Source organism: Actinocorallia longicatena (genome assembly GCF_039534125.1).
GTDB classification, from domain to species: Bacteria; Actinomycetota; Actinomycetes; order Streptosporangiales; family Streptosporangiaceae; genus Actinocorallia; species Actinocorallia longicatena.
Genome location: NZ_BAAAUV010000009.1, coordinates 266,603 through 280,759 on the forward strand (window position 1 = coordinate 266,603; position 14,157 = coordinate 280,759).

Annotated in this window: 16 protein-coding genes; 6 read left to right on the forward strand and 10 right to left on the reverse strand. The window is 71.4% G+C overall.

Annotated features, from left to right (window positions below; translation table 11 throughout):
* The first annotated feature begins 36 nt into the window (after positions 1-36).
* Positions 37-1,266, forward strand: coding sequence for a glucose-1-phosphate adenylyltransferase (gene glgC, locus ABD785_RS20785; RefSeq protein ID WP_344830793.1), 1,230 nt, complete (start codon positions 37-39; stop codon positions 1,264-1,266).
* A gap of 18 nt (positions 1,267-1,284) precedes the next feature.
* Here glgC and ABD785_RS20790 read toward each other — a convergent pair whose 3' ends face one another.
* The 7 genes from ABD785_RS20790 to ABD785_RS20820 form a co-directional block, all read right to left on the reverse strand.
* Positions 1,285-2,088 (reverse strand): SHOCT domain-containing protein, encoded by an 804-nt coding sequence (locus ABD785_RS20790; protein WP_344830796.1) that lies wholly within the window; start codon positions 2,086-2,088, stop codon positions 1,285-1,287.
* 81 nt (positions 2,089-2,169) lie between these two features.
* Positions 2,170-3,768 (reverse strand): SpoIIE family protein phosphatase, encoded by a 1,599-nt coding sequence (locus tag ABD785_RS20795; protein ID WP_344830799.1) that lies wholly within the window; start codon positions 3,766-3,768, stop codon positions 2,170-2,172.
* Positions 3,765-5,384 carry an ATP-binding protein gene (locus ABD785_RS20800; RefSeq protein WP_344830801.1) on the reverse strand — a complete coding sequence of 540 codons (1,620 nt, stop codon included), beginning with the start codon at positions 5,382-5,384 and terminating at the stop codon, positions 3,765-3,767. Before ABD785_RS20800 ends, ABD785_RS20795 begins: the two co-directional genes overlap by 4 nt.
* Positions 5,384-6,400, reverse strand: a complete 1,017-nt coding sequence (locus ABD785_RS20805; RefSeq protein WP_344830803.1) for an ATP-binding protein — start codon at positions 6,398-6,400, stop codon at positions 5,384-5,386. Before ABD785_RS20805 ends, ABD785_RS20800 begins: the two co-directional genes overlap by 1 nt.
* Positions 6,388-6,783, reverse strand: a complete 396-nt coding sequence (locus ABD785_RS20810; RefSeq protein ID WP_344830806.1) for an ATP-binding protein — start codon at positions 6,781-6,783, stop codon at positions 6,388-6,390. The genes ABD785_RS20805 and ABD785_RS20810 overlap by 13 nt, the downstream gene beginning before the upstream one ends.
* Positions 6,780-7,151 (reverse strand): STAS domain-containing protein, encoded by a 372-nt coding sequence (locus ABD785_RS20815; RefSeq protein WP_344830810.1) that lies wholly within the window; start codon positions 7,149-7,151, stop codon positions 6,780-6,782. The genes ABD785_RS20810 and ABD785_RS20815 overlap by 4 nt, the downstream gene beginning before the upstream one ends.
* Positions 7,151-7,960, reverse strand: a complete 810-nt coding sequence (locus ABD785_RS20820; protein WP_344830813.1) for an STAS domain-containing protein — start codon at positions 7,958-7,960, stop codon at positions 7,151-7,153. Before ABD785_RS20820 ends, ABD785_RS20815 begins: the two co-directional genes overlap by 1 nt.
* Before the next feature lie 54 nt (positions 7,961-8,014).
* On the opposite strand from ABD785_RS20820, the gene ABD785_RS20825 reads away from it, so the two are divergent.
* The 4 genes from ABD785_RS20825 to ABD785_RS20840 are packed head-to-tail and all read left to right on the forward strand — an operon-like array spanning position 8,015 to position 10,928.
* Entirely contained in the window at positions 8,015-8,407 is a 393-nt protein-coding gene (locus ABD785_RS20825; RefSeq protein ID WP_344830816.1) for an STAS domain-containing protein, read from the forward strand.
* A 4-nt stretch (positions 8,408-8,411) separates the two neighbouring features.
* Positions 8,412-9,263 carry an MEDS domain-containing protein gene (locus tag ABD785_RS20830; protein WP_344830819.1) on the forward strand — a complete coding sequence of 284 codons (852 nt, stop codon included), beginning with the start codon at positions 8,412-8,414 and terminating at the stop codon, positions 9,261-9,263.
* On the forward strand, positions 9,253-10,026 hold the full coding sequence (locus tag ABD785_RS20835; protein ID WP_344830822.1) for an anti-sigma factor antagonist: 774 nt from the start codon (positions 9,253-9,255) through the stop codon (positions 10,024-10,026). Before ABD785_RS20830 ends, ABD785_RS20835 begins: the two co-directional genes overlap by 11 nt.
* Entirely contained in the window at positions 10,023-10,928 is a 906-nt protein-coding gene (locus tag ABD785_RS20840; RefSeq protein WP_344830825.1) for an anti-sigma factor RsbA family regulatory protein, read from the forward strand. The genes ABD785_RS20835 and ABD785_RS20840 overlap by 4 nt, the downstream gene beginning before the upstream one ends.
* A gap of 22 nt (positions 10,929-10,950) precedes the next feature.
* Here ABD785_RS20840 and ABD785_RS20845 read toward each other — a convergent pair whose 3' ends face one another.
* From ABD785_RS20845 to ABD785_RS20855, 3 genes are all read right to left on the reverse strand, one after another.
* Positions 10,951-11,295, reverse strand: coding sequence for an STAS domain-containing protein (locus tag ABD785_RS20845; protein ID WP_344830827.1), 345 nt, complete (start codon positions 11,293-11,295; stop codon positions 10,951-10,953).
* A 96-nt stretch (positions 11,296-11,391) separates the two neighbouring features.
* Positions 11,392-12,291 (reverse strand): proteasome assembly chaperone family protein, encoded by a 900-nt coding sequence (locus ABD785_RS20850; RefSeq protein ID WP_344830830.1) that lies wholly within the window; start codon positions 12,289-12,291, stop codon positions 11,392-11,394.
* 105 nt (positions 12,292-12,396) lie between these two features.
* Entirely contained in the window at positions 12,397-13,344 is a 948-nt protein-coding gene (locus tag ABD785_RS20855) for a phosphoribulokinase (RefSeq protein WP_344830832.1), read from the reverse strand.
* A gap of 156 nt (positions 13,345-13,500) precedes the next feature.
* On the opposite strand from ABD785_RS20855, the gene ABD785_RS20860 reads away from it, so the two are divergent.
* Positions 13,501-14,157, forward strand: a complete 657-nt coding sequence (locus ABD785_RS20860; RefSeq protein ID WP_344830835.1) for a response regulator — start codon at positions 13,501-13,503, stop codon at positions 14,155-14,157.

Here is a 14,157-nt window from a genome sequence, read left to right on the forward strand (position 1 = left end):
CGTTTCGTTAAGAAATCTGGGGATATGTTCACAGCCATGGCGACGCCCCGAATTCTTGCGATGGTGCTGGCGGGCGGCGAAGGCAAGCGGCTCATGCCGCTGACCGCGGACAGGGCGAAGCCCGCGGTCCCCTTCGGCGGAATCTACCGACTGATCGACTTCGTGCTGTCCAACCTCGCCAACGGCGGCTATCTGAAGATCGTCGTCCTGACGCAGTACAAGAACCACAGCCTCGACCGGCACGTGTCGATGACCTGGCGGATGTCGACGCTGCTCGGCAACTACGTCACGCCGGTCCCGGCCCAGCAGCGGCTCGGCCCCCGCTGGTTCACCGGCTCGGCCGACGCGGTCCTGCAGAACCTCAACCTCATCGACGACGAGCGTCCCGACCACGTCATCGTGTTCGGCGCCGACCACATCTACCGGATGGACCCGCGCCAGATGGTCGAGCAGCACATCGGCTCGGGCGCCGGCGTGACCGTCGCCGCCATCCGGCAGCCGCTGGCCCTGGCCGACCAGTTCGGGGTCATCGAGGCCGAGCCCCGTCCCGGCGGGTCCCGCATCGCCGCCTTCCGCGAGAAGCCGAAGGACGCGACCGGCCTGGCCGACGCCCCCGACCAGGTCTACGCCTCGATGGGCAACTACGTCTTCTCCGTCGAGGCCCTCCTGGACGCCGTCCACACCGACGCGAAGAACCCCGAGAGCCGCCACGATCTCGGCGGCGACATCATCCCCGCCCTGGTCAAGGCCGACGACGCCCAGGTTTACGACTTCGCCGAGAACATCGTGCCGGGCGAGACCGGACGCGACCACGGCTACTGGCGCGACGTCGGCACCCTGGACGCCTTCTACGAGGCCCACCTCGACCTCATCTCGGTCCATCCGGTCTTCAACCTCTACAACCACCGCTGGCCGATCTACACCGGCCACCAGCCGCTGCCCCCGGCCAAGCTGGTGTTCTCCGAGGGCCGCGCGCAGGACTCCCTGCTGTCGCCGGGCGTCATCGTCTCGGGCGGCTCGGTCTGCCGCTCGGTCCTGTCGCAGCGCACGGTGGTGCGGAACGGCGCGGACGTCACCGAGTCGGTCCTGATGGACAACGTGACGATCGGCGAGGGCGCCGTCGTCCACCGCGCGATCATCGACAAGAACGTCGTGATCCCGCCCGGTGCGCGCATCGGCGTCGACCCGGAGCGGGATCGGGAGCGTTTCACCGTCACCGAGAGCGGAGTGACGGTGATCGGCAAGAACGTGGTGGTGGAACCCTAGTGGTGGAGCCCTAGAAGGTCAGGCGTTGCCGAGGAGCCTGGCCTTGGCGTCGTGGAACTCCTGGACGGTCAGGGCGCCCTCGCGGTGGAGGGCGTCGAGCTTGGCGATCTCGTCCGAGAGGCTCTGCCGCGGCGCGGGCGGACCCGACGCCTCGGCGCGCAGCCGCTGGACGACGGGCCGCAGCCCCGCCGGGACGGCCGAGATGTCGGTGATGTCGGTGATCAGGCCGAACTCGCCCTGCTGCTTGGGCAGGAACAGCACCGGGTAACGGCTGCCGACGAGGATCGGCTGGACCAGCGGCATCGTGACGGTCTTCTCCGCCTCGAAGGAGGGGTAGCCGTTGCCCTCCGGCTCGATGAGGACGCGCAGGTGGACCCGCGGATTGTCGTTGATCCGCACCCCGGTGTCGCGGACCGACAGGACCGTGCCGACCGCGGGCGACCCCTCGGCGACCAGGTTGTTCGTGCGCGCCACGGCCTGCGCCGAGGCGCCCTTCATGGCCGCGGCCCCCACGAGGGCCAGCACGCCGAACAGCAGGAACCCGCCGCCGAACAGCGTCGGGAAGGAGCCCGCCCCGGTGACGGTCACCGCCCCCGCGCCGATCGCGAGGAACACCCCGGCGAACACCAGCCGGGCGCCGAAGAAGATCGAGATGACCGAGACGATGATGCCGACGGGGAGGAACGGCACGTAGGAGGCGGTGTCCTCGGCGCACGAGAGGCCCGTGCAGGCGGCGCTGCTGAGCAGGCCGTGCAGCGCGTAGGCGATGGAGGCGCAGCCGAGGAGACCGGCCGCGTAGGCGGCCGGAACGCGAAGACTCACTGGGTTTCCCTTGCTCGAAGCATCATTTCCCCGATACCGAAGAGATCAGATGCCGGAAAGGGACCCGGAGTTCAAGATCGGTCAGATCGGGTCACGGCGCAGCACGACGAGCGCCACGTCGTCCTCGCGGTGGCCGAACTCGGCGATGATCTGGTCGGTGTACCGCTCGAGGTCGGAGTTCAGCGGCATGCCGATCGCCGCCAGCCGGTCGAGGTTGTGGTCGAGCGGGACGTGCCGGTCCTCGACCAGCCCGTCGGTGTAGAGCACGATCGTCTCGCCGGGCGCGACGGTCAGCCGGTCGGTGGCGACCCGGCCCGGCTCGGGGAAGCCGAGCAGCAGCCCGCCGCCCGGACGCCAGTCCGGGACGCCGCCCGCCAGCCGCAGCGCGGGCAGGTGCCCGGCCGAGACGATCTCCAGCTCGCCCGTCGCGGGATCGAGGGTCAGCAGGCAGACCGTCGCGGTCTGGCCCGGATGGTAGCGGCGCATGACGCTGCCGAGCCGCTGGACGATCGTCACGGCGTCGTGGCCCTCGTCGGCGAAGGCCCGCAGGGCGTGCCGCAGCTCCCCCATGACGGTCGCCGCCTCCAGCGAGTGCCCCTGGACGTCGCCGATCGCGACGAGGATCCGGCCGTCGAGGTCGAGCACCTCGTAGAAGTCGCCGCCGATCTCGGCGGTGTCGCTGGCCGGCTCGTACCGGACGGCCAGCCCCCAGCCGGGCACCGCGGGCGGCCCCGACGGCAGCAGGCTGCGCTGGAGGGTCAGCGCGATCAGGTGCTCCTCGGCGTGGGTGCGCATGGCCTCCATGGCCAGGGCGAGGGTCTGGGCGAGCTGGCGCAGCAGCGAGAAGGAGTCCTCGTCGGGGACGCGGTGGGCGCTGATCGTGATGACGATCGGCGGCCGTCCCTCCTTGATCCGGGACATGATGACGCACACGTCGTCCCTGGTGATCTTGTCGGGGAACAGCTCGCGCATCTCGTCGTCGGTGAGGGAGCCGAGGACCGTCGCGGTGCCCTCGCCGATCCCCACCGCCTCACCGAGCCGGTCCAGGGCGTCGGCGGCCCGGTCGACCGTGAAGATGTTCGCGCCGGGCGACACGCAGACCGTCTGGCGGGGCTGGCGCTCGGGCGGCTGCACGATGACCGTCGCGGGCCCGGCGAACACCTCCGCGGCGTACATGGCCGCCACGGCCGTGAGCTGCTCGAAGCCCGTCGCCGCGTTGATCGCGTTGCTGGCGCGGTTGAGGGTGGCCAGCCGGTCGGCCAGCCGTTCCGCCCGCCACCTGGCCCGGTAGTACCGCAGGACCGCCTCGACGGTCGCGATGAACTCGCCGGGGTCGATCGGGTCGGTGAGGTAGGCGTCCGCGCCCTGCCGGAGCCCGTAGGTGCGGTCGGTGACGGCCACCGCGGAGGCCGAGATGTGGATGACCGGCAGCGACGCCGTGCTCGGGTTCGCCTTGATCTGCTCGCACACCTCGATGCCGCTGAGGTCGGGCAGCCGGACGTCGAGGATGACCAGGTCGACCTCGTGCTCGGCCAGCCGCTCCCAGGTCTCGGCCGCCGAGGCCGCCTCGACCACGGTGAAACCGGCCCGCCGCAGCCAGCTTCCGATGATGTACCTCTTGGTGGCGGTGTCGTCCACGACCAGCGCGATGCCGCTGGTCTCCACGGTCAGGGAGTTCACAGCTCACGCGCCCGGTGGACGGCCGCCGCCAGCAGCGGCCAGGTCAGCCTGCCCTTGCCGACCACGCCGACCCGTGCCAGCAGCCGGTCGTCCAGGACGGAGGTGTCCAAGACGGTCACCAGCACGACCGGGACCTCGTCGGGCAGCACCGCGAGCAGGTCGAGGCCGTCGCCGTCGGGCAGCCTGACGTCCAGCAGCACCAGATCGGGCTTCCTGGCCCCGGCCTTGGCCAGGGCGGAGGCCAGGGTCCCGGCCTCCTCGAACGCGGCGGCGCCGTCGCCGAGCCAGGTCATCAGGGTGCGGCGCGCACCGTCCTCGTCGTCCACGATCAGCACGTGCCCCAGCGCGCCCGGTTCGAACGGCCGCGGCAGCGACAGCACGACCGAGGTCCCCTCGCCCGGCGCGCCGGACAGCGTCAGGGTGCCACCGAGCGCCTCGGCGAGCCGCCGGGCATAGGGCAGGCCGAGGCCGGTGCCCGCGGGGATCGTGCCCGGGACCCGGTAGAACTCCTCGAACACCAGCTCCTGGAGCTCCTGCGGGATGCCGATGCCGGTGTCGGAGACGGTGAACAGCAGCCGGCCGCCCGAGAGCTCGACGGTCAGGCGGACCTCGCCGGACTCGGTGTAGCGCAGCCCGTTCGCGAGCAGGTTGCGCAGGATCCGGGTGAGCATCAGCTCGTCGGTGAACAGCATCGGCGGGGCGTCGCCGGCGTCGAGGACCAGCTCGATCCCGGACTGGTCGGCGGTCGGCCGCAGCAGCTCGGCCAGCCGGGACAGCAGCGCGGGCACGTCGGCCCGCTGGAGGGCGGGGTCGAGCCTGCCCTGCTCGGCCTTGGCCATGTCGAGGAGCTCGTCGACCAGGGCCAGCAGGGTGCGGCCCGAGTCGTCGATGAGGGAGATCTGGTGGCGCTGCTCGTCGGTGAGGGGGTCGGCCCCCTGGCCCAGCAGCAGCCCGGCCAGGCCTATCACCGAGTTGACCGGGGTGCGCAGCTCGTGGCTGACCGTCGCCCAGAACCGGTTCTTGGCCTCGCCCGCCGCCACGAGCTGGTCGGACTTCTCCTCCAGCTCGACGTTCAGGGCGACCACGCCCCTGTTGGTCTCCTCGAGCTCGCTGGAGAGCTGCGTGTACAGGGCGACGACGCCGGAGTTGGTCTCCTCCAGCTCGGTGTTGAGCGCGCGCACCTCCTCCAGCGCGGACAGCAGCTCCGCGTTCTGGACGCGCAGCTCGTCGAGGACGGAGACCGGCGCGAGATGGGCGATCCGGTCGCGGATCGAGGAGATCCGCCCGCCGGGCCGCCGCAGGTGCTTGCGCAGCCGGACCAGGCCGGCCTCGACGCGTTCCACCTCGTCCATCAGCCGGGCGGCCGCGGCCAGGCCCTCTCCCGCCTCGTCCGCCCTCAGCTCGACGACGAGCGCGCCGGGTTCGATCAGGAAGCGCAGGGTGAGCCTGCCGTGCCGGACGAAGGACTCCCGGCACACCTCGCTGAGGGCCGTCGCGACCCGCACCTGGTCCTGGGTCTCGAGACCGACCGCGGCGGCGACCTCGCGTCCCGCCCGCCGGACGGCGAAGATGCCGTCCTCGTCGAGGAGTTCGAAGGTCAGTACCTCCTCGCCCATCAGTCCTCCCGCCCCAGCACCAAGACCGCCCGATCATCGTGCCGGATCCCCGCGTCCCGCATCAACGCTCCGGCGATCACCAGCGGGTCGCGCCGGAACAGCCCCGGCTGGTCCTGCGGGCGCCAGCGGTCGGTGAGACCGTCGGAGTGCAGGACGACGACCCCGCCGGGCGGCAGCTCGTAGCGGTACTCGCGCAGGGTCCTCGCCTGGTGGCCGGCGATCCCGGGGGTGGAGACCATGCCCTGCCTGCGCTCGTCGCCGACGATCCACCCCGCGACGTTGCCGAGGCCCGCGAAGGTGACCTTCGTGCCCTCGATCGAGACGACCGCGACGGCTCCGCCGCGCGTCCCGGAGAGCCGGGCGTGCAGGGCCCTGACCAGCGTGGACGGGTCGGCGGGACGGCCCGCCTCGTGGAAGGCGCGGACGGCCTCCGCCGACGCCCGGGCGGCCAGCGGCCCGTGCCCGAGCCCGTCGCAGAGCATGGCCTGGAGCACCCCGTCGACACGGCCGACGATGAAGGCGTCCCCGCACTCCTCCTCGCCGGAGATCGCCCTGGTCAGTCCCGCGCTGCGCCAGAGGGCGGGAGCGCCCGTGGTGAACCGCAGCGCCAGGACCGTTCCCCCCGAGGGGACGGAGTGCAGGTCGGCGGAGTCGGCGAGCCGGAAGATGGTGCCGAGCCCGACCCCGAGGGTGCCGCCGGTGGAGTGGCCGTCGCGCAGGGACCTTCCGACGTCGGCGATGCCGGGTCCGCGATCGAGGCAGACGACCTCGAGGGCGAGGCTCTCGCCGTCCCTGACGGTCCGCAGCGCCATCTCGCCGCCTTGGGCGTGCCGGTGCAGGTTGGTGGCGGCCTCGGTGACCGCGAGCTGGATCTCGGCGACCCGTTCCTGCCGGAATCCGAGCCGCTCCGCCAGCGTGGCGACCCGGCGGCGGATGCCGGCGGCGGCGCTGGCCTCTTCGACGGCCACCCACGTCGAGTCGCCCTGAGTGGTCCAGCCGGCGCTCAGCGCGCCCATTTCGTCACCGTCACCGTCGTGCCCTCGCCCACTTCCGTCGCGAGATCGAACTCATCGACGAGACGGCGAGTACCCGAAAGACCGAGTCCCAGTCCGCTGCCGCTCGTCCAGCCTTCGGTGAGGGCCAGCGGAATGTCGGGGATGCCGGGTCCGGTGTCGCTGAAGACGAGCCGGACCCCGGCCCGGCCCACCGCGTTGGAGACGAGCTCGACGGTGGCCGTGCCACCGCCGCCGTGCACGAAGGCGTTCCTGGCGAGCTCGCTCGCCGCGGTCACGATCTTCGTCTGGTCGACGATCGACATCCGGGCCTCGATCGCCGCCTTCCGGACCAGCTGCCTGATCCGGACCACGTCGTCGTTGGAGGTCACCGGCGCGGACGTCATGAGCCGTCCGTACTCTGAGCCGTACGGGACAGCAGCTGCATGCCCTTCTCGAGGTCGAGAGCGGTGCGCACCCCTCCCAGGGACAGGCCCAGCTCCACCAGGGTGATCGCGACCGCGGGACGCATCCCGACCACGACGGTCTCGGCGTCGAGCAGCCGCGACATCGAGGCGATCGTCGAGAACATCCGCCCGATGAAGGAGTCGACGATCTCCACGGCCGTGATGTCGATGATCACGCCGCGGGCCCCGGTCTTCACGATCCGGTCGGCCAGGTCCTCCTGGAGCACCATGACCGTCTGGTCCTGGAGATCGATCTGGATCGACACCAGCAGCAGGTCGCCGATCTTCAGAATCGGTACCCGGTCCATCAGGACTCCGTACGGGTGATCACGACACCGCTGCGCCGCAGCAGGTAGGCGAGGGCGTCGGCGAGGGTCGCCTTGGTGGCGATGTCGCCGAACTCGATGCCGAGCGCGACGATCGTGGCCGCGATCTGCGGCCGGATTCCGGAGATGACGCACTCGGCGCCCATCAGCCGGGCCGCCACGACCGTCTTCAGCAGGTGCTGGGCCACCTCGGTGTCGACCGCCGCCACGCCGGTGATGTCGATCACCGCGAACTCGGAGCCGGTCTCGACCAGCGTCTCCAGCAGGGCCTCCATCACCACCTGGGTGCGGGCGGAGTCCAGGGTGCCCACCAGCGGGACCGCGACGATCCCCTCCCACAGCTTCACGACCGGGGTGGACAGCTCCAGCAGCTGCTCGGCCTGGTCGACGATCACCTGCTCGCGGGCGGCGGCGTAGGTCTCGAAGGTCATCAGGCCGAGATCGTCGATCTCGCGGGAGAACTCGACGAACTCCCGCAGGACCGCCGGGTCGTCGCTCTGGATCCCCGCGAGGACGGCCTCCTTGAGCGCGAAGACGCTCACGGCCGTCTCGGACGGGCTGAAGCCCTGACGGGCCCGGCTCCTCGAGATCTCCTGGAGCGCGGCGCGCAGCTCGCCCGCCGCGGTCGCGTCCTTGCCGAGGACGCCCAGGACCAGCCCGGCGAGCTCGGAGAGCTCCACGCGCAGTTCCCGCTCCGAGATCCGGCCGCGGACGGTGGGCAGCACTCTGGCCGTCCACTCGTCGAGGACGGCATCTCGCCTGTCCGTGAACAGTTCGGTGATGTGAGACATGATCCCGAGGATATCCAGCCTCGCGGCTTTCACGACTGACAGTAAGGTGTTCGGGTGAGCGAGCTACGTGTTTCCACCGGCGCCGACGGGCCGTTCACGGTGCTCGCCCTCCACGGTGATCTCGACGACACGACCGCGGGCTCCGCGGAGGCGCACGTCCTGAAGGCCGTCGTCGGCGGGCCCGCCCATCTCGTCCTCGATCTGTCCGGGGTGGGGTTCCTGACCTCCGCCGGGATCAACCTGGTCGCCAAGACCCATTTCGCGGTGCGGACCTCGCGCGGCTCCCTCCGGCTGGTCGTCCCCGAGGGCGGCGGCCCCGAGCGGGTGCTGAGGTTCACCGGGATCACCGAGGCGGTCGACACCTACCCCACCCTCGAGCAGGCCCTGCTGCCCCCCGTCCCGGAGTGGCGCGGGCTGCCGGAGGCCGAACCAGAAAGCTGGGAGTAATACAGTGACCGGCGGCGCCCAGATCACCGAGATCGGCGACGATCACGTCTGCCTGACGTTCTGTGAGCACGAGGAGCTGCTGGACCTCACCGCCGCCTTCGTCAGGGACGGGCTGGCCGCAGGGGCCAAGGTCGTCTGGCTGAGCGGGCTCGAACCGGCCGCCGCGCTGGCGGAGATGGCCGGGCGGGGGCTGACCCTCATCGAGGCGGCCGCCGAGGGCCGCATGGTCGTCGGGGGCCACGAGGAGGGCCTGCTGCTGGATCGCTCCTTCGACCTCGAGCACGCCACCACCTGGCTGAAGCGCCAGGTCGGCGGGATCAACGGGTTCCCGCGGCTGCGGATCGCGCTCGACATGAGCTGGGCGCTGCGGCCCGTCAGCGGAGTCGAGCAGCTTCCCGGCTTCGAGGAGCGGGTGGGCGAGCTGCTCGAAGGCGCGCCCGTCTCGGTGCTGTGCCAGTACGACCGCGACCGGTTCGACCCGGTCACGCTCGCCTCCGTGGCCGCCAGCCATCCGGTGTCGGTCGCGGCCGCCACCTACCACCACGACGCCGTGCTGAGAATCTGCCGCCAGTACGCCCCGCCCGGCATCAGGATCGCCGGTGAGATCGACCATCTCGCGGCCGACCCGCTGGCGATGGCGCTCCAGGAGGCGCTGCGCCTGGACGGCGACATCACCGTCAATATGGCCGACCTGCACTTCGCCGACGCCTCCAGCATCCGCATGATCATCGAGGCGGCGCGGGCCCATCCGGGGACCACGACGCTGCGCTGCGGGCCGGCGGTGCTGCCCCGCTTCATCCTGCTGGGCGCCTTCGACGTGCCCGGCCTCCGGCTGGCCGCGGCCCATGAGCGCTGAACGGCCCGCCTCGAAGGCGGCTCCCCTGCTGGACCTCGAGTTCGACGGCGGCGGCCTGTACGCGCTCCGCTCGACCGTCGCCGCGCACGCCCTGGAGGCGGGGCTGGGTGACGGCTGGGTCAACGATCTCGTCGGGGCCGCCCACGAACTGGCCGCCAACGCCGTCGTGCACGGCGGCGGCCGGGGCAGGCTCCGGCTGTGGAAGGAGCACGAGGCGCTGCACCTCCAGGTGAGCGACTCCGGCGAGGGCAACCCGGGTGAGCCGGCCCGCTGGGGCGACTCCGAGGGCAGCGGCCTGTGGATGGTCCGCCGGATGGTCGACCAGATGGACCTGCGGACCGGCCCCTACGGGACCATCGTCACGATCAGCCTGGCGATCACCGACGCCTCCCGGCTGCGGATCACGATCTCCGAGGTCCAGGGCTGGCGGGTCCTGGCCCTGTCCGGCGATCTCGACCTGCGGACGGTGCCAGACCTGACGGCGGCCGTCAGCGAGGCGGCCGGGGCCTCGTCCCGGCTGGTCCTCGATCTGGCCGAGGTCGCCTTCATCGACTCCTCCGGCTTCGCGGCGCTGATCGGGGTACGGCAGACCTTCGAGGCCCTGCCCTCGGGGGCCCTGGTCCTCGCGGCGCCGTCCGAGCGGCTCACCCGGCGGCTGCGGACCCTGGGCCTCTACGACAGGTTCCGGATCCACCTGACCGTCGCCGAAGCCGTTTCAGTACGGTTAGGGGGGTATCCCGATACCGGGGGTAGTTCCTGGTGACTGAGACGAAGAAGGACCGGCGGCCCGATGCCGGCTTCCAGCATCCTCTGATGCTCGGGAGCGGCGACGGGACCTTCGCCGACCTCGCCCTCGCCTTCCTGGCCGAAGGGCTGGCCCGCGGCGAGCGGGTGGCGGCGGCCGTCCCGGAGACCCGGCTGGGCACGCTGGCCGAGGCGTTCGGGCCGCGGCTGCGGCTGTTCGACCTGACGGAGATCGGCCGCAATCCCGGCCGGATCCTCCCTCTGGTGCTCTTCGCCTTCGCCGACGCCGCAGAAGGCGATGATGTCCGGATTCTCCAGGAACCGGTGTGGGAGGGCCGCACCGAGCTGGAGTATCCGGCCTGTGTCCAGCACGAGGCGCTCACCAACCTGGCCTTCGCCGGACGCCGGATGACCGTCGGCTGCTTCTACGACGCCTCCGCGCTCGGCCCCGCGGTGGTGGCCGACGCCCATGCCACCCATCAGGGTCCCGGATACTCCCCCGAGGCCGTCATGGACCGGTACGACCTGCCGCTCCCCGAGCCCGAGCGGGTCCACGCCGTGCTCCGGTTCGACGCGGCCGGCCAGGAGGGCACCCGCGCCGTCGCGGCCCAGTGCGCCGCGGCCCACGACCTCGGCGCCGACCAGTCGATCGACGTGGAACTGGTGGTGAACGAGCTGACGGCCAACAGCGTGGCCCACGGCGGCGGCTCGGGCCTGCTGCGCATCTGGGGCGAGAAGGACGCCCTGGTCTGCGAGGTCACCGACGCGGGCCGGTTCGCCGACCCGCTGGCCGGACGCCGCCCGGCGGGCCTGTCGGTGACGGGCGGCCGGGGCCTGCTCCTGGTCCACTGCCTGTCCGACCTCGTGCGGACCCACACGACCGAGAACTCCCTGACGATCCGCGCCTACTTCAGGCGCTAGGCCTGCCCAGATCTGCCCGAGTCTAGGAGACGGCTTCGGAGACGGTCTGGTAGACCTTCATGAACTGGTTGAAACCGGTCACGGTGAGGACGCGGTCCGGACGGCTTCCCGCCGGGGCGACACAGGACAGCGTGCCGTTCCCCGCCCGGACGGCCCTGCTGGTCTTGGCCAGCAGATTGACCCCGCCCGAGTCCAGGAAGGTCACGCCGGTCAGGTTGAGGACGAGCCGGACCGGCCCGCCCGCGGCGCCCATCGTGTCGAGGATCTGGGCCTCGGCCCCCGGGCTCGTCGCGTGCTGCAGCTCCCCGGCCAGCTCCACGACGGTGAACGGGGCGTGCGTGTAGAACGACACCGTCAACGAAGCCATCGCGGCCTCCCGCACCTACCGCCCGTCACCATCGGCACAAACGGTACCCTCCGGGCGCCCGGCCCGTCACTAGCCGGAGCGTGAGGGGTGCGGGGCTCAGGAATCGCCGTCCTGCTCGGCCAGGAACTGCTCGAACTGGGCGGCCAGCTCGTCGGCGGAGGGCATGTCGGCCTCCTGGGCGAGCAGGGACTCGCGCTCGTCCGCTCCGGCGAAGGCGTCGTACTGCTGCTCCAGCGCCCGGACGACCTTCTCGACCTCGTCGGAGCCCTCGACCTGAGAGGCGATCTCGGTGTCGGTCTCGGCCGCGGCCTCGCGCAGGGTCTCGCCGGGGATGGCCAGGCCGGTGGCGTTGATCAGGGTCTCCAGGGCCGCCACCGCGGCCGCCGGGTAGGTGGACTGGGCCAGGTAGTGCGGCACGTGGATGGCGAAGCCGATCGCGTCGTGGCCGAGCTCGCCCAGGCGGTACTCCAGCAGCGCGGAGGCGCTGCCGGGCACCTGGACCCGCCCGAACGGCGACTTCGGCCAGCTCAGCAGCTCGGACTTGGTGCCGTGGGCGGTCAGCCCGATCGGCCGGGTGTGCGGGACGCCCATCGGGATGCCGTGGAAGCCGACCGAGAGGCCGACGTCGAGCTTCTCGATCAGCGAGACGACCGCGGCGATGAACCGCTCCCAGGCCCGGTCGGGCTCGGGGCCCTCCAGGAGCAGGAACGGCTGGCCGACGGTGTCGTGGACGACGTGCAGATCGAGGGAGGGCTTCTCGTAGTCCTCCCAGTGGTCGCCGTCGTAGGTCATCATCGGCCTGCGGGCCCGGTAGTCGATCAGCTCGTCGAGATCGAAGCTGGCGATCACCTCGTGGTCGAGGGTCTCCAGGATGTGGTCGCGCACGAGCCGCCCGGCGGAACCGGCGTCCATGAACCCGTCCAGGCTGTGCAGGAGCACCGGGCGGTCGAGCACGGGCAGCTCGGCCTCCAGCCGGTACAGATCCTCGGGACGCAAGCGATCCCACCTCCTCAAGACGACAAGGGATACAACCCCTCCAACATAGTGCAGAGGGGATTTCATCCCGGACCAGATCATCCCGAGGAGGCGGATTCCGGACGGTCAGGAGGCCATCCGGAGCCTGTCCGCGTTGATCAGGTGGTAGAGCAGGAGCAGCTGGGTGATCGCGACGGGGTCGCTGGTGGCCCCGTCGGCCAGGGTGCCGAGGCTGGCGGGGAAGGGCGTCTCGACGTCCAGGCGCTCCCAGATGGCCTTCTTGACGATCTCCGCCTCCTCGCCGGAGACGCCTCCGTGGACGTGCAGGGCGTCCACCGGGCGGCCGTCGGTGTCGCGCAGCAGCTTCAGGTGCAGGGCGTCCGCGCCGTGGACGACCTCCGCCAGGTCGGGGTGGTCGACGGTCGGGCGGAGCAGCAGCTCGGCCGAGAGGGGTTCCTGCGGCGGGTCGGCCCTTCCCGAGACCGAGCCGAAGCGGACCACGATGTCGGCGTGCCTGCGCTGCGGCCGGATGAAGGCGGCGCTCTCGATCTCGCGCCGTCGCATCTCCTCCATCACCTGGTCGGCGGTGTAGCCGCGCTTGGTGGTGTCGCGGCTGACCTTCCAGGCGGTCCGCTGGGCCTCCGGCGGGTCGAGGTAGACCGTGATGTCGAAGCAGGCGCGGGCCATCTTGCTGTAGAGCGGAAGCAGCCCCTCGACGATCACGAAGTCGCGCGGCTCGATGAGCTCGGGCCGCACCAGCTCGCCCGTGCCGTGGTCGTAGACCGGCTTGAGGATCGGCTCGCCCATCGCCAGGAGCTGGAGGTGCTGCTCCATGATCTCGATGTAGTTGCAGTCGGGGTGCAGCGCGGTGAACGGCTTCCCCTGCCGTTCCCGCCGGTCGAACCGGTGGTAGTCGTCCACGCAGACGGCCGTCATCCTGTCCTCGCCGAGACACTCCACCAGCCCCCGGGTGAGTGTCGTCTTGCCGGCGGCACTGTCTCCCGCGATGGCCAGCATCACCGGGCGCCGTCCGGTTCCGCGGGCCCGCAGCATGTGCACGATCCGGTGGGGCACGAGATCCTCCATGGGGTCTGACCCGGGGGTGCGGGCATGTCACCGTGAACGTAAGGCGAGGTGAGCGGGCGATCCTCACCCGGCCGTGGGAACTCACGGGTGAAGGCGCGCGGGGGTGAGCTACTCGCCGGTAGCACGACAGGTTATGTTGCAGGGATGCCCGCACCCGTCAGGGTCGTGCTCGTCGACGACCACGAAATGATCCTCGCCGGACTCCAGGCGATGCTGGCCGGGTTCACCGGCCGCGTCCGGGTCGTCGGCCAGGCCGCCGACCCCGTGGAGGCCTCCCGGCTCGTCTCCGCGCTCAAACCCGACATCGTCCTGCTCGACGTCCGCCTCGGCAGCCACAGCGGCCTCGACCTGTGCCGCAAGCTGACCGAGGCCGCCGCCCAGTCCCGGGTGGTCTTCCTGTCCGTCTACGACGACGAGCAGTACGTCTTCGAGGCCCTGCGCGCCGGGGCCGCCGGCTACCTCCTGAAACGGGTGGACGGGCTGGAGCTCGTCCGCCGGCTGGAGGAGGTCGCCGAGGGCGAGACCGTCGTCGATCCCACCCTCGCGGGGCGGATGGCCGCCAGCGTCGCCCGGCTCAACCGCGGCGAGTTCTGGCCGGGCGCCAACCGGGGCCTCACCCAGCGCGAGAGCGAGGTGCTGTCGCTGCTGGTCGGCGGCCTGTCCAACCGGGCCATCGCCTCCCGCCTGCACCTTTCGGAGGAGACCGTGAAATCCCATCTGCGCACCCTGTACCGCAAGCTCGAGGTGACCGACCGCAGCGCGGCCATCGCGATCGCCCTGCGCGAGGGCCTGTTCCGGTGA

Coding starts and splice junctions, on each gene's coding strand:
- glgC (WP_344830793.1), top strand. CDS start 37: ATGGCGACGCCCCGAATTCTTGCGATGGTGCTGGCGGGCGGCGAAGGC.
- ABD785_RS20800 (WP_344830801.1), bottom strand. CDS start 5,384: ATGGGCGAGGAGGTACTGACCTTCGAACTCCTCGACGAGGACGGCATC.
- ABD785_RS20805 (WP_344830803.1), bottom strand. CDS start 6,400: ATGGGCGCGCTGAGCGCCGGCTGGACCACTCAGGGCGACTCGACGTGG.
- ABD785_RS20810 (WP_344830806.1), bottom strand. CDS start 6,783: ATGACGTCCGCGCCGGTGACCTCCAACGACGACGTGGTCCGGATCAGG.
- ABD785_RS20815 (WP_344830810.1), bottom strand. CDS start 7,151: ATGGACCGGGTACCGATTCTGAAGATCGGCGACCTGCTGCTGGTGTCG.
- ABD785_RS20820 (WP_344830813.1), bottom strand. CDS start 7,960: ATGTCTCACATCACCGAACTGTTCACGGACAGGCGAGATGCCGTCCTC.
- ABD785_RS20835 (WP_344830822.1), top strand. CDS start 9,253: ATGAGCGCTGAACGGCCCGCCTCGAAGGCGGCTCCCCTGCTGGACCTC.
- ABD785_RS20845 (WP_344830827.1), bottom strand. CDS start 11,295: ATGGCTTCGTTGACGGTGTCGTTCTACACGCACGCCCCGTTCACCGTC.
- ABD785_RS20860 (WP_344830835.1), top strand. CDS start 13,501: ATGCCCGCACCCGTCAGGGTCGTGCTCGTCGACGACCACGAAATGATC.